Origin of the sequence: Prolixibacter bellariivorans ATCC BAA-1284 (assembly GCF_000621705.1) — a bacterium.
GTDB lineage: Bacteria > Bacteroidota > Bacteroidia > Bacteroidales > Prolixibacteraceae > Prolixibacter > Prolixibacter bellariivorans.
Map to the genome: position 1 here is coordinate 32,269 of NZ_JHXO01000011.1, position 22,167 is coordinate 54,435.

At 42.9% G+C, this 22,167-nt stretch carries 16 protein-coding genes; 10 read left to right on the forward strand and 6 right to left on the reverse strand.

Annotation, left to right across the window (positions count from 1 at the left end; translation table 11 throughout):
- The first annotated feature begins 5 nt into the window (after positions 1–5).
- Positions 6–1,277, forward strand: a complete 1,272-nt coding sequence (locus T426_RS0115030; protein ID WP_025865366.1) for a uracil-xanthine permease family protein — start codon at positions 6–8, stop codon at positions 1,275–1,277.
- 121 nt (positions 1,278–1,398) lie between these two features.
- Here T426_RS0115030 and T426_RS0115035 read toward each other — a convergent pair whose 3' ends face one another.
- From T426_RS0115035 to T426_RS0115050, 4 genes are all read right to left on the reverse strand, one after another.
- Positions 1,399–1,785, reverse strand: coding sequence for a hypothetical protein (locus T426_RS0115035; protein ID WP_025865367.1), 387 nt, complete (start codon positions 1,783–1,785; stop codon positions 1,399–1,401).
- Positions 1,786–2,132: 347 nt separating this feature from the next.
- Positions 2,133–2,642, reverse strand: a complete 510-nt coding sequence (locus T426_RS0115040; protein WP_025865368.1) for a shikimate kinase — start codon at positions 2,640–2,642, stop codon at positions 2,133–2,135.
- Positions 2,643–2,664: 22 nt separating this feature from the next.
- A complete protein-coding gene (locus T426_RS23900; RefSeq protein WP_025865369.1) occupies positions 2,665–5,301 on the reverse strand; it encodes a DNA gyrase/topoisomerase IV subunit A in 2,637 nt (878 codons plus the stop codon).
- 51 nt (positions 5,302–5,352) lie between these two features.
- Entirely contained in the window at positions 5,353–7,194 is a 1,842-nt protein-coding gene (locus tag T426_RS0115050) for a DNA topoisomerase IV subunit B (protein ID WP_025865370.1), read from the reverse strand.
- A 326-nt stretch (positions 7,195–7,520) separates the two neighbouring features.
- Here T426_RS0115050 and T426_RS0115055 point away from each other — a divergent pair, with 326 nt between their 5' ends.
- From T426_RS0115055 to T426_RS0115070, 3 genes are all read left to right on the forward strand, one after another.
- On the forward strand, positions 7,521–7,847 hold the full coding sequence (locus T426_RS0115055; RefSeq protein ID WP_025865371.1) for a TfoX/Sxy family protein: 327 nt from the start codon (positions 7,521–7,523) through the stop codon (positions 7,845–7,847).
- A 294-nt stretch (positions 7,848–8,141) separates the two neighbouring features.
- Positions 8,142–8,996 carry a metallophosphoesterase gene (locus tag T426_RS23905; RefSeq protein WP_159103358.1) on the forward strand — a complete coding sequence of 285 codons (855 nt, stop codon included), beginning with the start codon at positions 8,142–8,144 and terminating at the stop codon, positions 8,994–8,996.
- A gap of 217 nt (positions 8,997–9,213) precedes the next feature.
- Positions 9,214–9,657 carry a DUF6790 family protein gene (locus tag T426_RS0115070; RefSeq protein ID WP_025865373.1) on the forward strand — a complete coding sequence of 148 codons (444 nt, stop codon included), beginning with the start codon at positions 9,214–9,216 and terminating at the stop codon, positions 9,655–9,657.
- Positions 9,658–9,828: 171 nt separating this feature from the next.
- Here T426_RS0115070 and T426_RS0115075 read toward each other — a convergent pair whose 3' ends face one another.
- Entirely contained in the window at positions 9,829–11,172 is a 1,344-nt protein-coding gene (locus T426_RS0115075; protein ID WP_025865374.1) for a fibronectin type III domain-containing protein, read from the reverse strand.
- A gap of 41 nt (positions 11,173–11,213) precedes the next feature.
- Complete coding sequence (locus tag T426_RS0115080; protein ID WP_036984801.1) at positions 11,214–12,047, reverse strand: hypothetical protein; 834 nt, start codon at positions 12,045–12,047, stop codon at positions 11,214–11,216.
- A 404-nt stretch (positions 12,048–12,451) separates the two neighbouring features.
- On the opposite strand from T426_RS0115080, the gene T426_RS23910 reads away from it, so the two are divergent.
- From T426_RS23910 to T426_RS0115120, 6 genes are all read left to right on the forward strand, one after another.
- Positions 12,452–14,386, forward strand: coding sequence for a helix-turn-helix domain-containing protein (locus T426_RS23910; RefSeq protein ID WP_025865376.1), 1,935 nt, complete (start codon positions 12,452–12,454; stop codon positions 14,384–14,386).
- Positions 14,387–14,748: 362 nt separating this feature from the next.
- Positions 14,749–15,249: an RNA polymerase sigma factor gene (locus T426_RS0115095; protein ID WP_025865377.1), complete on the forward strand. Its 501-nt coding sequence runs from the start codon at positions 14,749–14,751 to the stop codon at positions 15,247–15,249.
- Between the two features lie 4 nt (positions 15,250–15,253).
- The gene (locus T426_RS0115100) at positions 15,254–15,844 is read left to right on the forward strand and encodes a hypothetical protein (RefSeq protein WP_027585919.1); all 591 of its coding nucleotides are present in this window, start codon (positions 15,254–15,256) and stop codon (positions 15,842–15,844) included.
- A gap of 423 nt (positions 15,845–16,267) precedes the next feature.
- The gene (locus T426_RS0115110) at positions 16,268–19,546 is read left to right on the forward strand and encodes a hypothetical protein (protein ID WP_025865380.1); all 3,279 of its coding nucleotides are present in this window, start codon (positions 16,268–16,270) and stop codon (positions 19,544–19,546) included.
- Between the two features lie 823 nt (positions 19,547–20,369).
- Positions 20,370–21,332 carry a HEPN domain-containing protein gene (locus T426_RS0115115; RefSeq protein ID WP_025865381.1) on the forward strand — a complete coding sequence of 321 codons (963 nt, stop codon included), beginning with the start codon at positions 20,370–20,372 and terminating at the stop codon, positions 21,330–21,332.
- A gap of 470 nt (positions 21,333–21,802) precedes the next feature.
- The gene (locus T426_RS0115120; protein ID WP_025865382.1) at positions 21,803–22,162 is read left to right on the forward strand and encodes a helix-turn-helix domain-containing protein; all 360 of its coding nucleotides are present in this window, start codon (positions 21,803–21,805) and stop codon (positions 22,160–22,162) included.
- The last annotated feature ends 5 nt before the right edge of the window (positions 22,163–22,167 follow it).

Genomic DNA, 22,167 nt, shown 5'->3' on the forward strand with positions numbered 1-22,167 from the left:
AATCAATGACTTCAACAAATTTGAACCAGCTAACTGGCTGGAAAAGGACTGTTCTGGGGATTCAGTTCCTGTTTGTGGCTTTTGGGGCCACTGTACTGGTTCCGCTTCTCGTGGGAATTGACCCGGCCGTTGCGCTCTTTACAGCTGGTGTAGGAACCCTTATTTTTCATCTAATCACCCGGGGAGTCGTTCCGGTTTTTCTGGGTAGTAGCTTCGCTTTTATCGCACCAATTATTGCCTCTACCGAGATGTACGGCCTGGCCGGTACGCTTTCGGGACTGATGGCCGTTGGTTTGGTGTATGGTGTTATGTCCACGCTGATAAAACTGCGGGGGATTCGCTTCATCGAGCGTTTGTTTCCTTCAGTCGTTGTTGGCCCGGTTATCATTGTTATCGGGCTTTCTCTGGCTCCGGTGGCTATTAATATGGTACAGTCGCCAAGTGCGGAGATTCTGCAAACGACCGGAATCGGTCTGCGCTGGTTGGTAGCGGCTGTAGTACTTGGCACGGCTATCGTGGTGGTTACTTTCGGAAAAGGCATGATGAAGTTGATTCCGATTTTTATTGGAATGGCGGTAGGATATATTCTTTCGGTATTGCTCGGTATCGTTGATTACTCTGCGATTCTGGCGGCGGATTGGTTCTCTCTGCCCGAATTTACGCGTCCGGAATTTAGCTGGGGAGCTATTCTGTTTATGATTCCTGTTGCCGTGGCTCCCATCATTGAACATGTGGGGGATATGTATGCCATTGGTGGTGTAGTAGAAAAGAATTTTATTGAGAAGCCCGGCTTGCATCGTACGTTGCTTGGTGACGGAGTTGCGACCTTCTTCGCTGGTGTCATGGGCGGACCGCCTAATACGACCTATTCGGAGGTGACGGGTGCTATTTCATTAACGAAAGTTGGCGATCCGAAGGTTCTTCGCATTGCGGCCATAACCGCCATTGTTTTCTCTTTGGTTGGAAAAATTTCCGGATTCCTGAAAACCATTCCGGAGCCTGTGCTCGGTGGCATCATGCTATTGCTGTTCGGAATGATTGCCTCGGTCGGCATTAAGACACTAATCGACTCCAAAACAAACATGAATATTACCCGTAACCAGGTAATCGTTTCCGTAGTGCTCACACTTGGTGTAGGTGGTGCGACATTGCAATGGGGCAGTTTTTCGCTGGCTGGAATTGGATTGGCATCGGTCGTAGGGGTTGTATTGAATTTGATTTTACCCGGCCATTCATTGCGTGTTCACGAAACGAAAGAAGATGATATTGTGATTTAGCTTTTGCTGAATAGCAGACAGATATAAAAAGGCTGCACCATCGGTGCAGCCTTTACTTTGAAAAAACTGTGCTTAATACAACTAAACCTAATAATAAACTATTTGCGTTGGAAATTTCTTGCTATTTAACTCCCCAGTACTCGTTCGAGGCCATCCAGTTTTCAACTGTTAACGGGGTATCGGAAAAATCGGCTTGTTCCTTCATGCCCCAGTAATTTTCATTACTCATCCAATCTTCTACCTGCAGTTGTTCGTCCTGTTCGTTTACTCTCCAGTAACTATCACTGCTCATCCAGTTTTCTACGTTCAGTTCGCTGTCGTTCAGTTCTTCGTTTACTAAGACCGCCATCTTTTCAACGTTTGTACTGTTCATTGTATTTACGGGTGAAAGCATGGCTACAAAACCTGAGATTCCCTGAGCGTTGGCAATGCTGATTATACTTACAGTCAGAACTATCATGAAGGTTGCGATTACCTTTTTTGCTGAGTTTGTTACTTGTGTTTTCATGACGTTATCTCCTATTTTTTTAATCTTCTATTTTTTTGTCCGTTTGACCAGCTTAAAACAGGAAACGTGCCAAAAAACACACTGAGCAGATATTGAGTGAGTTGTGAAATTATTTATGATTTTTATTGATTGTGGAGGGTCAAAAAAATGAACGCTACAGAACAACGTGTGTTCGGTTTCGTACATTAATAAGTAACGTCAGAGAATATATTTTGGGTGGAAATAGGTGCAATGTAAATACGAAATCATACGTTTGGTTAGTCAATTATATTGCATTGCCGGGCACTTCTACAGACTGCCTTTGGGTGGGCTTTTTTTTTGACTAAGGGAAGAGTAGAGAGGGGAGTTTATTGGTGCTTATCCAGGTATGGCAGGACATCGTCTACCTCCAGGTTGCGTTTATCCCGAATGATAACCGATGCTTTCTCGTAAAAAGTGGCTCTTTTTTGCAGATTTTCATCGATGAAGCGGGTGAGCTCTTCCCGGGACTTTCCTTTAATTAATGGTCGTTCGTTTTTCGATTTCAGTAACCGTTCGACTAATATATCTACCGGAGGTGCCAGGTAAAGCGTGACACCGGTCCGGTTCATCAAATCGATATTCTCAAAAAAGCAGGGAGCACCGCCTCCGGTGGCCACCACCAGGTTTTCAAAATCGGCAATCTCTTCCAGCGCTTTCTTTTCGCGCTGACGGAAACCGTCTTCGCCTTCTTCGGCAAATATAGCTGGGATGGTCCGGAAATTTCGTTCTTCGATGTATTTATCCAAATCGATGAAACAGAGATTCAGACGCTGAGCCAACTTCCGACCCAGCGTCGATTTTCCGCATCCCATATATCCGATTAGGTAAATTTTCACAGGCAGATTCCGGTTTTCCGAATTATTTGTCGAATGATATTTCTATCTGGTTTTCGTCGTCCTCGTCGTCTTCATCCGGGCGGTTGATTTCCAATGGAACATCATCATCATTTCCCTGTTCGTCTTCATCTTTGATGACCGGTTCAATTTCCTTAATATTCTTTATCGTGAAATTGGTCAGACGTTTTCCTTTGGCTTTGAACGATTTTACGCCAATGAATTCCGCTACTTCGATAATTTCGTCCTCCCGCTCCTGACTGTCGCCGCCAAATTTCAGTTCCAGTCTCGGGTAGGTAACCCACGTGATGCTGATTAGCTTATTCTCCTCATTATCGCCAATGAAACGACAGGTTTTGTTCGCGCCATTGTCGATTTCGAAACGTTTCACATAGTAGAAATTCTGATCAGCATCCCAATACACTACCGAAGCCACTTTCCCATCGTGAAATTTCTCGATGGAGAGAATATTATTCTCGAAGTGATTGGTTAAATCATATGAATAAAGCTGGAAACAACCATCTTTGGTGATAACCAGAATTTTATCTTCGCCGCTGAATTCTCCGAGGAATTTTCCCCTTCCGTCAGCATTCAGCCGAAGCACATCCGGATCGAACCAGATTTTCCGGCCGCCCAGTGTTGAAGTTCCTTTTTCCTTCAGGCTAACCTTATGAATATCGTGTTTGGTGACCAGGTTACCCATGGAACTCCGTCCCTTAATCGCCAGTTCACCCATATCAATGTCGAGCGTTAGCTTTTTCAAGCGGGGCCTAGGTTTGAGCATCACCTTCAATACCTCAGCTTCACCGTTGGGATTGACGCTGAAGTACAAAATGCGGGAGCCCGGTGTTCCTTTGGTCATGTTGTATTCTTTGTCGCGGGTCACGCCGGTGACAAAGAAACGTTTCATGTAAGTGTTGCCGGCCCGGCCGTCGCGGTACACCAGGTTGTAAATGGTACGTTTGTCGTTTTTCTTGAAGACGGCCAGGTGAAGAATGTCTTTTCCGATGAACGCTTTTTCCGACACTTTCGTGATGTAATAGGAACCGTCGCGCCTGAAAATAATGATGTCATCGATGTCGGAACAATCGCATACATATTCCGCTTTCTTCAGGCTGGTTCCCATGAAACCTTCCTCGCGGTCGATGTACAGTTTTTCATTGGCAACAACCACTTTTGTGGCTTCGATATTTTCGAAACTGCGGATTTCGGTCCGGCGTTCCCGTCCTTTTCCGTACTTCGTTTTTAGCCGCTTAAACCAATCGATAGTATAATCGATGATGTTCTCGATGTTGTGAACCACCTTGGCGATTTCCTCTTCGATGGAAAGTAAATTATCGTTGGCCTTATCGGAATTGAATTTCAGAATACGGGCCATCCTGATTTCCATCAGTTTGAGGATGTCGTCGCGGGTAATGTCTCTTCTGAGCTTGGGTTTCCAGGGCTCCAGCCTTTTGTCGATGTGCTTAACGGCCACATCCATCGACGAAGCTTCTTCGAACTCTTTATCCTTATAAATCCGCTCTTCGATGAATATCTTTTCCAGCGAGGCAAAGTGCCATTGCTCTTCCAGTTCACTCTTTTTGATTTCCAACTCCTGTTTCAGCAACGAAACCGTTGAGTTGGCTGAGCGCTGCAAGATGTCTGTTACCGTCAGAAATTGAGGCTTGTCATCATGAATGATGCAGGCATTGGGTGAGATGGAAATTTCGCAATCGGTAAAGGCATACAGTGCATCAATCGTTTTATCGGAGCTGATACCGGCGGCAAGATGAACCAGGATTTCAACGCGGTCGGCCGTGTTGTCATCAATCTTTTTGATTTTGATCTTACCCTTGTCGTTGGCCTTGATAATGGACTCAATAACCGATGAGGTCGTTTTCCCGTAAGGAATTTCAGTAATGACCAGTGTCCGGCTGTCCTGTTTTTCAATTTTAGCCCTTACCCGTACGGCTCCTCCGCGCAACCCGTCGTTGTAACGCGATGCATCCATGTATCCGCCCGAAGGGAAATCGGGATAGAGTTCGAACTCTTTTCCGCGCAGGTAAGCAATGGCCGCGTCAATCAGTTCGAGGAAGTTGTGCGGAAGTATTTTTGATGCGAGTCCCACGGCGATTCCTTCCACGCCTTGAGCCAGCAGCAGCGGGAATTTCACCGGAAGGGTAACGGGTTCGCGGTTTCGACCGTCGTACGATAATTGCCAGTTGGTGGTTTTGGGATTAAAAAGTACTTCCAGCGCAAATTTCGACAAGCGTGCCTCGATGTAACGCGGTGCAGCGGCCCCGTCACCGGTCAGTGTATTTCCCCAGTTTCCCTGGGTATCAATCAACAAATCCTTTTGCCCGAGTTGCACCAGGGCATCACCAATGGAGGCGTCTCCGTGTGGGTGATACATCATGGTTTGCCCGATAATGTTGGCTACCTTATTGTAACGGCCGTCATCCATCTGCCGCATGGCATGCAAAATACGTCGTTGTACGGGTTTCAGTCCGTCGTTGACATAAGGTACAGCCCTTTCCAAAATCACATAGGAAGCATAGTCGAGAAACCAGTTTTCATACATCCCCGACAAATACTTCACCTGATGCAAATCTTTTTTTGATTCGTTTGCGCTGTCATCTTCCGGCTCACCAGTGGGCAACTTATCTTCCTCTATACTCATCTATGGTCTAAATCGTTTAGGGTTGACGTAAATCTCCGTTTTGCTTCTGCATTAAACTACTTCCACCTCGTCTTTTTCAACATACAGGTTGTCGATGATGAACTCCTGCCGTTCGGGTGTATTTTTCCCCATGTAGAATGTAAGCATGTCGGAAATCGATTCATGTTTGTTCAGTATCACTGGTTCGAGGCGAATATCCTCACTGATGAAGTTTTTAAATTCATCCGGCGAAATTTCACCTAAACCTTTGAAGCGGGTGATTTCCGCTGTATTCTTCAATTTTTTGATGGCGGCTTCTCTCTCCTGATCTGAATAGCAATAATACGTAACTTTTTTGTTTCGTACCCTGAAGAGCGGTGTTTGCAGAATATACAGGTGACCTTTTTTTATCAATTCCGGGAAGAACTGCAGAAAGAAAGTGATCAGCAACAACCGGATGTGCATTCCGTCCACATCGGCATCGGTTGCGATGATAACCTTGTTGTAACGCAGTTCGTCAACTCCTTCTTCGATGTTCAGTGCCGCCTGTAGCAAATTGAACTCCTCGTTCTCGTAAACCACTTTTTTGGTCAAGCCGAATGAGTTGAGTGGTTTTCCGCGTAAGCTGAATACCGCCTGTGTATTTACATCGCGCGATTTGGTGATGGAACCACTGGCCGAATCACCCTCGGTGATGAAGATGCTGGTATCGTTCTTCCGCTCGTCGTTGGAGTTATAGTGAACACGGCAGTCGCGCAGTTTTTTGTTGTGCAGACTGGCTTTCTTGGCCCGTTGCTTTGCCAGTTTTTTTACACCCGAAATGGCTTTTCGCTCCCGTTCCGATTCCTGTATACGGCGTAGCAGTACTTCGGATGTTTCGGAATTCTTGTGCAAGTAATTGTCAAGTTCCTTCTGAACGAAGTTCATAATGAAATTCCGGACCGAAGGACCATTGGGGCCAATATCTCTCGAACCCAGTTTGGTCTTGGTCTGCGACTCGAAAACCGGCTCTTCCACTTTAATGCTGATGGCTGCTACAATGGAGGCACGAATATCCGAGGCATCGAAATCCTTTTTGTAAAAGTCACGTATGGTCTTCACCACGGCTTCGCGGAAAGCTGCAAGATGCGTTCCGCCCTGTGTGGTGTGCTGTCCGTTGACAAACGAATAATAATCTTCTCCGTACTGGTTTCCGTGGGTGATGGCCAGTTCGATATCTTCATCCTTCAAATGGATGATGGGGTAGAGCGAAGGCTGATCGAGGTTTTCTTCCAGCAGGTCGAGCAGTCCGTTTTTGGAAAGGTATTTTTCGCCGTTGAAATTGATGGTCAGTCCGGCGTTGAGGAAAACGTAGTTTTTGAGCATGCTCACCACGAAATCCGCAATGAAATGGAATTCACGGAAAATGGTACTGTCCGGTACAAACGTAATCAGGGTGCCGTTGAGTTCGTCGGTTTTGTCAATATCAACCTCTTCAACCAGCACTCCCTGTTGGAATTCAACGCGCTTTCCTTTTCCTTCTCTGAAGGCGCTGATGATGAAACTTGAAGACAGCGCATTGACAGCCTTAATACCGACTCCGTTCAATCCGACCGATTTCTTGAAAACTTTGGAATCGTACTTAGCACCTGTGTTCATGCGCGATGCAACTTCCACCAGTTTCCCCAGCGGAATTCCCCGTCCGAAATCCCTTACCGACACGAGTTCGTCGCTCACTTCCACGTCGATTTTCTTTCCAAAACCCATCATGAACTCATCGATGGAGTTATCGATGACTTCCTTCAAAAGCACATAAATCCCGTCATCAGGAGAAGAGCCGTCGCCCAGCTTCCCGATGTACATCCCTGGTCGTTTCCGGATGTGCTCTTTCCAATCAAGTGTACGAATGGAATCTTCAGAATAAGTTGGTGTCATTTTCGATCGATTTTGCACAAATATAACGAAATTCAGAAGCCATAAAGAAACACCGATTCCCTTGAAATAAACAATCTGCGGTTAATAAACGGTTCATATCGGCCATTTTTCACGATGATTTCAAACAGATTTTCAACTGGATAGGAATCAATTGGCAGGATTGTTAATATTATGTTTTAAGAGGATTCTTCTCCGATTCGCTGGTCCGCGGTATCGGTAGGGGCAGGACATGTCCTGACCGGCTACGTTTTAATTAATGATAAAAAGCACTAATTTCAGTGGCCGGAAGGCAGGAAATGAGAAGTGAACAGCTAACAATTAAACACATGGCAACCAAACAGGAATTTGTGGATTTCGTCATCGATCAGATTGATAAGGCCGGAGAAATAACGGCCCGGAAAATGTTCGGCGAATATGGCATTTACGCCGATGGAAAATTCTTCGGCGTAATTTGCGATAATAAGCTATTCATCAAACCGACCAACGCAGGACGCGAATTTGTTGGCAATGTGGTGGAAGCACCTCCATACGAGGGCGCAAAACCGAGTTTCCTGATTGAGGACAAACTTGAGGAGCGGGAATGGTTGAGCGAATTAGTCCGGATTACGGTAAAGGAATTACCCATGCCCAAACCAAAAAAGAAGAAGAAATAACTGAAGCTATTTCTCATATAAGTAGAAAAGTTCCATTTGTAATGCCCGTGACGCCTTCGTACAATCCCAAATTATGTTCCAATCCGTTTGCTGAGGAGCAATACAATGCGGCAGACAACTCCGAATCGTATTTTTTGAAGATTTTATTGGAATTTAACACTTTAACTTGCCGGAAACATCTATTTTCGCAGGCAGATTTTGCGTCGTACGGTGTTCAGGAAGAGTGAAGAAGCACGTACCGCAATGGAATGAAATGAGAAGAGGAGAATGCTGGGTTCGGTTTTGTTATACCAAATGAGTTTTTTTGTAGCTGCTATTCCGGTGGTGTCCGTCCTGTACGGAGTAACCAAAGGAAAATTCAAGTACCGGGTTATACACGAAAAAATTCATTTCAAAAATCTTCCGGAATCGTTTCGTGGATTGAAGATTGTCCAGGTATCGGATATGCACCTGGGGAGTTTTCGCCGGAAATACGAACAAATTGCCAAAGCGGTAGAAATGATCAATGAGCAGGAGCCCGATCTGATTTTCTTTACCGGCGATTTGGTTAATAACTTTGCCGAAGAAACTGATGGCTGGGCACCGGTATTGTCCAAAATGAAAGCCAGATACGGCAAATATTCCGTTCTGGGTAACCACGATTACGGTGACTACTCCGAGTGGGAAACCCCCGCAGCCAAAGAGAGAAATCTGACGGCCATTAAGAATTTTCATAAGAAAATCGGTTTCCGGTTATTACTGAACGAATCGGAGATCCTAACCATCAATGACGAAGAAATTGCATTGGTTGGCGTCGAAAACTGGGGCAAACCTCCGTTTCCCCAACACGGCGATCTGAACAAGGCCTTGGCGAACGTAGCCCCGGAACAGTTTAAAATGCTCTTGAGCCACGACCCGTCACACTGGGACGAAGAGGTGCTCACCGGCACCGATATCGACATCACCTTTGCGGGACATACCCACGGAATGCAGTTCGGCATCGAGCGGGCCGGCATTAAGTGGAGCCCGATACAATATAAGTACCCACGCTGGGGCGGACTATACCGTCAGAATAAACAGTACCTGTATGTCAACCGTGGATTGGGCTATCATGGCTTTTCCGGCCGCATCGGCATGCCCCCTGAAATCACTGTAGTGGAGTTGGTATAGTTCCTTATATCCAAAGAAAAAATTCATCAATACAGTCCTGAATTATCGGGATTGCGGTCAGCCGTGCGCTCGCATTGTGGGGATGGGCTCACCCTCTAAGATCGTTGATTAATGGGGTGTTGAGATGGCTTTTACCGAAAAATAAAGGATAAAAGAGTATTAATATTGTATTTTTGGAGCAAGAACGAAAAATGGTTGACACAAAATCGTTTTAAGGATGATTTATATTTATTCGTATATCGTTGGATGGCTCGTTGGCTTGCTCCTGTTTCAATTTGATGGTTCCTTATCATTACTTGATGCGCTGACGCTTGGTCATTTAGTTTTTACCGTCGGTTTCTTTGGCCTTTTTAATTTTCTGGGCCACGTGATCTTCAGAAAAAGAGTCGCCAGGCAGATTGGATGGGAATCAAATGGCTTTCAGATTGAATTGGGGATCGTTTCATTGGGGATTGGGATCTCGGGAATCCTTTGTTACTGGATCCGGGATAGCTTTTGGATAGCAACAGTCATTCCATTCTCCGTTTTTTTGATCGGAGCCGGAGTATTGCACATCATCGAAATTATTAAAAACAAAAATTTCAATATGGGGAATACGTGGATCATTATTCCGGACTTTCTGATGCCTGTAACCCTGATAGTTCTTCTGCTTTTGAGATAGTTTAAGAATTGAACGTGTGACGGGAAAGCCAGCTTCGTTTCGATGATACTTGTTTAACGCCTGATGTTGCTTAAATGAAAAGGCAGCCCGGTAAAAAACCGGAACTGCCCCTCTTCTAAAAATGCATGATTTGTTTTTGAATAAAACTTCTTAAATCATGAAAAAGAAGTTCTATAACCAAATATCGACTACGTCGCTAAATGTTTTATTACCCGTTGATGAGACCGCAGCCACCTGGTAGTACACGCGTACGTTTTGTCCTCTGTCAGGATCATCCATGGAAGTGCTGCTGGTTTCTCCAACTTTTGTTTTATAAGACATATCCTGACTGGTTGAAACATATACGATATAGGAGTCCGCATCCTTGGCTTTGTCCCAGGAAATAGTCGGAGTAGACCCGTTTAATGTTACCGATATGTTCCCCGGCTTGCCGGGAATGATATCATTCGAGGCGGGAGTTTCAAATTTCACCTCCTGAACAATCGTTTTACCCAGTACATCACCTGCTTTGTTTTTGGCTATCACCTGTAAGTAATAAGTCTGTCCCTCCTGGAAATCCATGTTACTACTCCAGGCTGTCAAATCAACGATTTGATTGTTTTGCCAGTTGGGATAAGTACTGTTATCAGAAGTGGCCAGCTTGGGATCACCATCAGCCGTATCAGAACAATACAGTTCAAGAACTAATTCGCCGCTTTCAGTCCATTGACTCTTGTCAGAAAACAAATCGGATGCTGCAATCACAACGCTCATTGTCAAACCGCCGCCATATTGTTCGTTATAACCATAGTGGTCAATGCTAATGGCAGCCGTTTCCTTAGCGGTTGAAAACGTGACCGAAACTTCCTGGGAGGAGAAGACCGTCTTGTCGCCATTGGTATTGTAGGCATAAAGATATAGGGTATAATCGGTGCCGGAAGTTAAGTTCTTTACCGTAACACTATTCTCTCCTTCCGATACACTGTCGATGGAAAGAAGTGGGGTTGAGGACTCCGTTTTGGCTTCCGAATAGATTTTTATTCCGCTGCAAGTACCACTGTAGGAAAACGTTAGGGTAGCACTGGTTTTATCGGCCTTGGTTACACTCACATTGGAGGGAGCATTCGGGGCTTCCAGTGGCGTTTCGGTTACGGTATAAGTCGTTTCTCCCTTGGCGATAAGAGCGGTAGCGTCTGCATCGGAATAGGCTTTTACCTCTATTTTCGACTGATCAGGAACATTGGTGAGCATCGCACTCATGGTACTGGTACCGATATCAGGAATGTCCGAAACCGATACGCCATCCACAAATACCTGATAGCGACTGGCGCCCTCATAAGCGTCCCATTGCAATAGTACCGTACCGTTTGTTTCTGTATAATTCAGGTTGGTCAGGCTTCCAACAGGTGGTACATCATTGCTATCGTTTTTACTGCAACCAAACACCAAAAGTGTCAGGATCAGGATACTTAATTGCTTGATTTTATTCACGATTTTATAGTTTTTCCGTTTTTCAATATTTATTACTCTTTTCATACACATCTTTCTATGTGTCAGCTTATCATATAGCAATGGAACTATTGCTTTTTTGACTTTTGATCATAGACCCAGAAAAATTCGGGAGTGTATTTGAATTTCCGTTTAAACGATTTTGGATAGCAGGCCATAAAATCGGGGTTGTCACTGAAGAGGTCTACAAACTCTTTATTCCGGAACGCTCCAAACAGGAAGGGGATACCCGCTGGTTGTTTTATTCGTATACTTTGAGGGGCTCCCTTCTTCAAAACCCAAAACGATTTATAATAGTTGCCTGTTTCGCCTCCGCCAAAAAGCAGGGAAAACAGATTAAATCCTTGTCCAAACGATGTGGTTTTTTGCCCCAGGTCAACATAGACTTTGTATCTACTGTCGAACCCGTTATTGACCAGCACCATTAGCCTGGAGTTTTGTTTCCCTTTTTTCGATATTGAGGTGACTACTCTTTCCAGAATAAGCGGTTTGTAATATTTTTCTCTATCGAAAGAATCGAACTGGGGGATGTTAAAAGGTAGATTTTTGTTTTGAATATCGGAGGAACTCTTCCCTCCAATGCTGATACCCACATGAATAGCGATGTCCTTGTCCACAAATTTCATGTCTGGGGAAAAGACAACGCGCTGTACATCCTTTTCCTTGATCTGATGAAGCTGGCCATCATCTCCATGCCATTGCCATCTATCCATTTTTACAGTCAAGCCCTGCTGAAATTCTCCTTTTATGGATTTGCCGGAAACCAATGTGATGGTGCCCTTACCCGGAGTCGGGAAATTATCAAACCCTTGCCGGAAAGCGACACATTCTACGGTTGGTTTTTGTGCCCACGCCATCGAGACGGAGCAAACCATTAAAATCAAAAGCTTAATTTTTTTCATGATACGCATTTTTAAAATTTCATGATTTTGAAGTTTTATTTATCAAAAACAGAATTGGAATCTGATGCCGGCAATCATGATTTCAATCGATTTTCGAGCGACAAATATATTTGGAAAAAGTGCCTGTATTCCGCACTCTGCTTAGGTTTTAAAGTTTTCGGAATGGTTTTTTAAGTTTTGGGAACGATGAGAAAACAAAATACTTTCATTTGGCCATTTGGGGATTTTCTTAATTTTGTTGCCTCGCGAAAAAAGTCCGGTAAGAATGGAGGTCGGTGGATTTTTTATATCTGTCGCTAATCAATCCATACAGCCTTTTAATACTGAATTTTAGGAACGAAATTGAATGGCTGAAAACCTATGGGTGTCAGCGCATTTTATTAATCCGGAAACTTATCAGCTTAATGAACAAACGTTTATCTCTTGTAATGATGCTTATGGCAGCCGGGATAACTCTCTTCTCCTGTCAGCAAAAAAATGATTCAGATGCCGCAATTGCAAAAATCTTCCAGCAGGCCCGAAACAATCATCAGACATCACGCGACTCGATAGGATATTTTCTTGATCAGTGTCAAAAGTACGATACCCTTCAATTATCTAATTTATCCAAAGCCCGAATTCTTTATCTGAAAGGCCTTTGGGATGAACTTCGACTGCAGTATGACAGTGCGTCGGCAACCTTTATGCGCGGTGCAACCCTGCTTCCTGACAACTCCTTTAAAGCTGCCACGATCCTTCGCGCCGCCAGCGACGAGGCCTGGGCCTCCGACTACGACAGCTACCGGACCCTTTTGACCAGGGCCCAAAAACTGTTAAAAAAACGGAAAGATCCGGTGAATGAAGCTGCCTTTTGGAGTGTGCAGGGTGACTATGAAATTGAAATTAATGATTACCGAAAGGCAATCGTAGATTATACGACTGCCGACAGTATATTGAAATCAAACCACATCGTCAGATCCCGCGACTATTATCAATACCGGATTAGCTACGCCTACCGAAGAAGTGGTAAATACTCGCCTGCCTTTAAACACATGCTTAAAAGCATCGAAATATCCAACCAGTTAGGCAACCGGTTCCGACTGACCTCCAGTTATATCGATATCAGCAGGATGTACCGGGATGCCCAGCGATACGGTGAAGCGACGAAATGGGAAGAGAAGCATTTGTCCCTGGCCCGGGATATCAAAGACTCAAGCCAAATCAGAGCTGGGCTGGAAAACATGGGCATCATTTATGCCGAAAAGAAAGAGTGGGATACCGCCGAGTCATATTTCACCCGGTCACTGCAAATGGCTTACGATATTCATGATCCGGTATCCATCGGGACTGCCCTGGTTAATATGGGAAATTTCTTTAACCGAAAAGGTGATGTGGATAGAGCCCTCTCGTATTATAAGAAAGGTTATGTGTACGTCAAAAAGCACGATAATAAGCCCGTCTCCATCATGGGAATCATGTTCCATCTGGGGGATGCTAACCTGGCTAAAAAAAACTTTTCGTTAAGTGAAAAATATCTGAAGAAGGCTCTCGACCTGGCTGATTCACTGCATCTGTCCGGTTGGTCCGTTACCACGAATCTACGTTTGAACGATTTGTATCGAACGACGAAGGATTACAAAAAATATGTGCTCAGCCTTCAACACTATATCAATGTCAAAGATAAATGGGAGGCGGATAAACAGAATGCCCGGTTTAACAAACTGAGCCTTCAATACGAAAAGAAGCAGCAAGATGCTACCATTGCTCTTCAGACCGCTGAGCTGAAAAACCGCCGGCAATTGTTAATCATCCTGGGGATTGCTCTGTTGCTGATTATCTCTGTTGTTACGGCCATCCTGATCAATAAAAAAACCAAGGAACGTGCTATCAGAACCATCTACCGGCAACAGCTGCTGGCTCACGACCAGCAAAAAGTGATTAGCAGCTTGTTGAAGAAAACCGTCCCCCTGGCCCCGGAAAGACCGGAAAATAAGATGCTGACGACCCTGCTTCACCTGCTGGATGAGCAACATATTTATCAGAATGCCGATCTGTCACTCGAAATGCTGGCCCAGGAATTGGGCACCAATGTTACCTATGTGTCACAACTCATTAACCGGGAGTTTAATTGCAATTTTAAAACACTCATTAACCGGTATCGAATCAATTACAGCAAAACCGAAATCAAAGAAAACCCCGGCAACCTGGCCATGAAAAATATTGGTCTGAAAGCCGGATTCAAGTCTCAGTCCACTTTCTATGCTGCCTTTAAGAACGAGGTGGGAATGACGCCGATGCAATTTTCCAAAGTGGCTCAGCTGGAAAACAACCCAAACGAAAATCCCAAAAAATCGGACTGATCCCGAAAGGGAAAACGCCCGCGCCCTTTCATGGTTCGTGTCCGGAGAAAATCTTGAACGTTCCCGGTCAGCGGTTAAATATTTGCCAGGCCGTCAACTCATACAACGCTCCGGCCTAACTCCTCTCCCCAATTTGGGGAGAGGCTGGGTGTGGGGCTAATATTCCCACCTTTTGATTAACGATACGTAAGGATAAGCAAAGGTTGCTACCGATTAAGGGAAATAAGAACAATGCATTGACACTCTAGTTAACGACAATAATAAATCTCCCCCCAATGTGATTTTTACAGACGTTATGTTACTAATAGGATAAAGTGAATTCACAAAATGATTTTGAAACCTAAAAGTAACATTATGAAATAATGACTGACGATAATCGAAAAACACAATTTGTTTCTGATTTTGAAAAAAATATTGGAATCATTTTAAAGATATCCAGGGCATATACCAACACTAATCATGACAGAGAAGATCTGATTAATGATATTGCGCTGGAATTGTGGAAAGCCTATCCCAAATTTAATGGGGACTCTAAAATATCGACATGGTTCTATCGCATTGCGTTGAATGTTTCAATGAATTATAAGAGGAAAAAGAAACCTGACCTGATGTTTTATCACGAGGTAAATCAAATTAAAGTATCAGACTGGCTAGACAGAGAGGAAGAAAACGAACAAGTTGATTTACTGTATGAATGCATTGATGACTTGAACGAATTTAACAAGGCGATAATCATTCTATATCTTGACGGCAATTCACACGATGAAATTTCAACTATAACAGGAATTTCAAAAACAAATGTGGGTACTAGGATTAGCCGTATCAAAGAACAATTAAAAGAAATTGCAAAACAAAAAAACTAAAATCATGGAATTAGCAGATATACAAAATACATGGAGAGAACATGACAAAATGTTAATGGAAAATATTCGAATCAATAAAGATGTTTTTAAAAATATCCTGACTGAAAGGGCTGAGAAAAAAATTAGATGGATGAAAGCTAAAACTATTTTCAGCCTGATTGTTCCACCAATTTTTTTAGTAATTTTTTTCATTTCTAATCTTAAATATCGCCCTGATACAAATTTTATTATTGGCGCAATTCTGTTTGGAGCTGTATTTATTACAAGCTATATCTGGACAGTTCAATATTTTATTAAACTTTCACAAATAGACTTTAAAAATGCCATTACTACCACAGCAAAGAACTTAACAGAACTGAGAAGGTATAAATACAGAAATACGAAACTGGGATATACATTCATCCCATTTGTTTTGATTGGAACTTTTATGATTTTCGATATTCCATTATTTTCAACAAATTCACTTCTGCCTTTCCTACTCATTCTTGTGACGATGATTGTTTCGATTTATACAACATTCAAATTTTCAATAGATGAATCCTTTAAAAGAATAAATCAAGAAATAGTTGAGATTGAAAAACTTGAAAAGGAATAAATTACGATTGCTAGCAAAAGCTATATGTAATGCGGGGGACAGAGACCTCGGAATTGACGTAATGTGAATGCTGCTAACTTCATTTGACGCTCCGGCTCAACACCTCGCCCCAATTTGGGGAGAGGCTGGGTGTGGGGCTAAAAATCCCCAACTTTCGATGAACGATAAAAACGCTGAACGTATTTTTGCTTCACGTCTTGGAGCGGTGAGACCGTCGAAGACCGTTTCTGTAGTTGGGGCGACTAGCTTTATAAATAGTGACAAGTAATATAACCATAAACGATTTTCGTATATATTAGGGGCTAATTGATGAGTTGGTTGTACTTGATCAAAACTTTCGTTCTATTTACATCACTGACGGGAATATCAAAGAAGTCTTCTATAGACAATTTTTGATATCTTCTTTTCCCAAAAATATTTCATATGAATAGAGTTAAATTTTCCCTTCTAATTGCATTCATTTTGCTTATTTCCGGAAATCTCCCGGCTAAAAATGTAAAAACAGATTCAGACCAGGATTCGCTTAAAAATCTCTCGTTAAGCGGACTATCCTTCAGAAGTATCGGACCGGCAATAACAGGAGGCCGTGTGGTAGCCCTCGCCGTAAATCCTTTCAATCATAGCGAATATTTTGTGGGGGCCGGTCACGGATCATTGTGGAAAACAACCAATAACGGAATCACTTTCACTCCGGTATTCGATCATCAAAAATCATATGCAATCGGGGCTGTAACCATTGATCCGACGAATCCTAACACGATATGGGTTGGGACCGGAGAAAATAACAATCAGAATAATGTTATTTACGGCGATGGAGTTTATAAAAGTGAAGATGGCGGGCAGAGCTGGAAAAACATGGGGCTTAAAAATTCCTATCACATCGGAGGAATTGTTGTTGACCCGAAAGATCCGAATATCGTCTATGTCGCTGCTTACGGATCGTTGAGAAAAGCAAATGATGAGCGGGGAATATTCAAAACGACGGACGGCGGAAAAACCTGGAAAAAGGTTTTGTTCATCAGTAAATATACCGGTTGCTATGAGATTCACATGGACCCAAGGCATGACAATATTCTGTATGCCGTGGCACACCAGCGAATGAGGAAATTATTTACCGGGGTCTCCGGCGGACCGGAAAGCGGAATATACCGAAGTACCGACAGCGGAAAAACCTGGACTAAAATGACCGAGGGGCTTCCAACGGGGGATGTCGGAAGAATCGGAATGGCTATTTCTCCGGTAAATCCCGATATCTTGTTTGCCATTGTTCAAGCAAAAAAAGGCGGAGGCGTATACCGAAGTACCGACCGAGGGATTAGCTGGGAAAAACGGAGTAGTTATGTTTCTTCTTATCCGTTCTATTTCCAGAAAATTTACTGCGACACAAAAAATGTCGATCGGGTTTATAGCATGGATGTATTTATGAAAGTAAGCATCGATGGAGGCAAAACATGGAAAAATTTAGGCGAAGATAAAAAGCACGTCGATAATCATGTGTTGTGGATCGATCCATCGAACAACAAACATCTGATTGACGGATGCGACGGTGGTGTTTACGAAACGTATGACGAGGGGAAAAACTGGGATTTCAAATCAAATATTCCAATCGCTGAAATTTATAAAGTAACAACAGATAACGCCAGGCCATTTTATAACGTCTACGCAGGCTCGCAAGACAACAGCAGCTTCGGAGGTCCTTCCAGAACAATTAATTCCAGCGGCATTACCAACCGCGATTGGTTTTTTACAACCAGCGGTGATGGTTTTCAATCGCAGGTTGACTGGAAAGATCCGAACATTGTTTACGCAGAATCACAAAATGGCGGTCTGGTTCGGTATGATAGAAAAACGGGTGAACAGTTATTCATTAAACCGTATGACTTTGCTGATGCGGCATACCGGTTCGACTGGAATGCGGCCTTGTTAATTTCCAAATTTGATCATAAAAGATTGTATTTCGGGGCCAATAAATTATTCCGTACCAACGATATGGGAAGCACCTGGGATGTAATCAGTCCGGATCTGACCCGCGGTGTGCCGAAAGAAATGCAAAACCTGATGGATCGAAGCTGGAGTGTTGACGAACTGGTCAGAAAGGGCTCGATGGGACAAATAAGTGCAATTGCCGAGTCTCCAATCGACGAGAATCTGCTATTTACGGGTTCCGGTGACGGATTGATTTATTATACAACCGATGGAGGGAAAAACTGGAATAAATCTTCAACGCCCGGATTGCCGAAATATGCAAGAATATCTCAAATCATTGGGTCACACTTCGACAAAAACGTGGCTTACGCTGCTTGTGAAAATTTTCTTGACGGCGATTTCAAACCGTACCTTTTCAAAACGACGGATGGAGGAAAATCGTGGTTCCTGTTCAACGGAAATCTACCGGAAAAGGGAAGCACTTACACGATCGCAGAAGATGATAAAGACAAAAATCTTCTTTTTGTCGGAACGCAATCTGGAGTCTTCTTTACAAATAACGGCGGACATGAATGGGTACAATTAAAAAACGGAATTCCTACCGAGTGTGTCAAAAGCCTTGTTTTACAGCGAAGAGAACACGATCTGGTGGTATCAACATTTGGTCGTGGAATTTACATTCTCGATGATTATACCCCATTGCGAAATTTAAGTCCTGAAACCTTGAAAAAGGAAGCTTACATTTTCCCGATTAAGGATGCAAAAATGTTTGTTCAGGCAAATCCGCTTGGATTCAAAGGCGTAGGGTTTCAGGGGGCAAGCTTTTATTCCGCACCAAATCCGCCGGTTGGAGCTGTGTTTACTTATTATTTGAAAGATGACATCAAATCGCTGAAAGAGCAACGAAGAGACGAAGAAAAAGCAAAGCAGAAAAAAAACGAAGAGGTGAAATTTCCAACCTACGACAGGTTGCATGAAGAAAAGGAAGAACCAACGGCCTATTTGCTTTTCACCATCACCGATGAAAATGGAAACGTCATCCGGAAAATCAAGACGTCACCCAAAAAGGGAGTTAACCGGATTACCTGGAATTTCAGGTATAATCCATTTACACCTGTTTCATTAAAGCCGGTTGATACTTCTGTACCCTGGTATACACCGGATATTGGCTATATGGTTGTTCCCGGAAAATATAAAGTCTCGCTTTCAAAATTTGTCGATGGAGAATTTACGCAATTGGTGCCACCACAGGATTTTGTCTGTGAACCGCTAAATACTACCACGCTTACTGCTGATGAACGACTTGCTCTTGATCAATTCAATAAAAAAGTGGCTTCATTGACCCGGGCAATTTCCGGAGCAGATGCTTACAGAAAATCCCTCGTTAATAAAATTGGATATCTGGAAAAGGCAGTGATTGATGGAGCGAATGTTCCCGACAGCATTTACAACTCCATTTTATCCATTAAAAAGGAGCTCGATGAGTTGAACGAAGAGCTGAACGGAGATCGGTTGAAAGCCGATTACGAAGGTGCTTCACCCACTTCGGTGAAAGAAAGAGTGGATTTAATTACCGGCGCATTGTGGACGACAACGGCAGCTCCAACCACAACATTTAAGCAATCGTACGATGCTGCTGCCAGTAAATTTGGAGACTTATTGACGAAACTGAAATCGATCGATAGTGAAATCAAATCGGTTGAATCAAAACTGGAAAAGTATGGTGCCCCATACACGCCCGGGAGATTCCCTGAATGGAACGAAAGCAGCAAGTAAAGACTGACGTTCTAAATGGGTGTTGTCCATTCAAATACAGGCAATCGATTCGACTGTCCTGATATCCGTATAAGGTTATTTGATGGATCACTTGGTATTTAATTGCCATCGACTTTACAACGGGGAATTGGAACCGCTGAAACAACAGTAACAACCAAAAACCATTCGTGCAACCTGAAACCGTTGCCCGCGAGTCCCTGTAGGTGACCCCGGAGTGGGTCAAATATTGTTAGCCCGGGGTGTGAACCCTGGGTTGGGAAGTGCGCGGAGGAAAGCGCTCGCGTGATGAATAGGATTGAAATGTCTCCCTGTTTCGAGCGCAAGGGTGATGCTGCCGTTGATTGAAATGAAAATAGTTGGGCTAAAGCCCGGGAATTGGCTGCGACAACTAATCCCGGTGTTTAGTCCGTGGGTTGATTCCCGAACATTATGGCTTTAGCCAAATTCCGAATGAAACGCTATCGTTCGAACTGTGCGCTGATCTCATTCTGCTCGAAGGAATAGTTCAACGAAAACTTAAGCACTGCTCAAGCTCCGGCCTGACTCCTCTCCCCAATTTGGGGAGAGGCCGGGAGTGGGGCTAATATTCCCACCTTTTTGATTAACGATAAAAAACGCTAATTTCAATGGCATGAAGATCAGTATGGATGAATGTCAGGCAAATCTTTGCAAACAAAACCCATTACTGCTTACTTCCTTTGGTAACATAATAGGTACACAATACATCCCGATATGGAGGTGTAAGCACAAGTTGCATACCGATATAAGAGAAATAAGAACAATGTACATACACACTAGTTGTGCATAAGCTAAAACAAAGAACATGGATGAAATTGAATGCAAATTATTAGTTGGACTACATGATATTCAAATTGACACTAATTTAAAGAAAGGTGTTGAGTTAGACACCAATGTATTTTTGACGAATGACAAAGGGATAATAAAAGAACTGATACCTGAAAAATTAATCCCTGTAATAGGATTGAATGAATATCACAACCTGCTAAGTTTAAATGCTTTTGTTTATGCAACAATAAAAATCCCTAAAAAGAAATTTGATGAGAGAACTGTTTTAACACATTTCTTAGAATTAAATGCTCTTCTTTGCCAAGCATTCTGGCTGATTAAAGACAATTCTGTTAAAATGGAATTGGGCCATCTAATCTACAGAAAAGACAACTATTTGAATACCCATTCTAATTATCTTAGCTCAATGTATACTACACAACTTGGAGACTCTAAACTAACAAAATTTTCAAGTGGTGAGATTCAACATATTGGAGATTTACAAAGATTCTTATTTTTCATCTCACAAAATAAAACAAAACAGAAATACACTAAACTTGTCAAGGAACATAATAGAGTACAGAGAGCTTTTTTATTTATTCAATCAGCTAGATGTGCTACTGATATAGGAATCAAAGTCGCTGAATTTTGTACTGCTTTTGAATGTCTCTTCGCAGTATCAACATCTGAACTTAAACATAGATTAGCGGAAATAATAAGCATTCTTTTAGGTAAAGAGAAAAAAGAGAAGCTTGAAATTTACAAACATATACAAAAAGCCTATGATTTAAGGTCTGCAGTGGTCCATGGTGATTCTATTCCTTCTCGTTACTCTAAAATGGAATTTCAGTTATTAAAAGAAACATCTAACAACTGTGATGAATATTTGAGACAAATTTTTAATGACTTCATTTCTGACGAAAATTTACTCAATACTTTTATTGATTATCCTAAAGACGAATTACAGGATTATTTTTTAGGGTTACTTTTTAAAGAATAAAAGCCTATGCACAACAATATATAAAGGTAAGGCGAGCAAAAGTGATAAATTTAAACTAATGAACTATTAACAAGCATGGCGGGAAAGTTGAAAGTAAGTGAGCCGTAATCACGAACGACGCTTATACTTCACCGTTGCTCTTCTTTACACTCCCGTTTTCTCTAACTCTTCCCCGTCCCAAAAGTATTCCATTCAATCATGGGCAATAGAAATAACACGATAAACTTTGCAAAAAAGAGAGTAAAGTGATGAATGTAAGTAGGTAGAGAAAAGAGAAAAACCAGTAGCAATACAAAATGCACGTGTATCAATACAATAGGCACAGTGAAAATTGTAAATAGCACGATAAATAAAGGGAGACATACAGGTAGCAAAATAGTAAGAGCGTGTAGCGGAACAGAAAGAAGTGTTTTATTTTTCAAATAAGGAGTAAATCGCCTAACTTGTATAGGTCATTCAAACCCAAACCTATGCTAATCTACAACTTCGACCGTATTTTTAAAGCAAGAGGCATCATACGACCTTTTTCCTACCTGAAAAATGCCGGCTTCTCCGACAATTTTGCCACAAAGGTTAAAAACAACAAGGTGGCCCGGCTCAATCTCCGCGAAATCGAACGGCTTTGTGTGCTCCTGCGCTGCACACCCAACGATTTCTACGAGTGGACGCCCGACAAAAACACGCAGGTCGATGCGGAGCATCCGCTCAACAAAATAAAACGCTCCGATAAAGTCATCGACCTCACCCGGATGCTCAATTCCATCCCGCTCGAACAACTCGACGAGGTGGAGCAACTGATCAAGGAAAAAATAGAGAAAGGCGAGGCGTAGTGGTC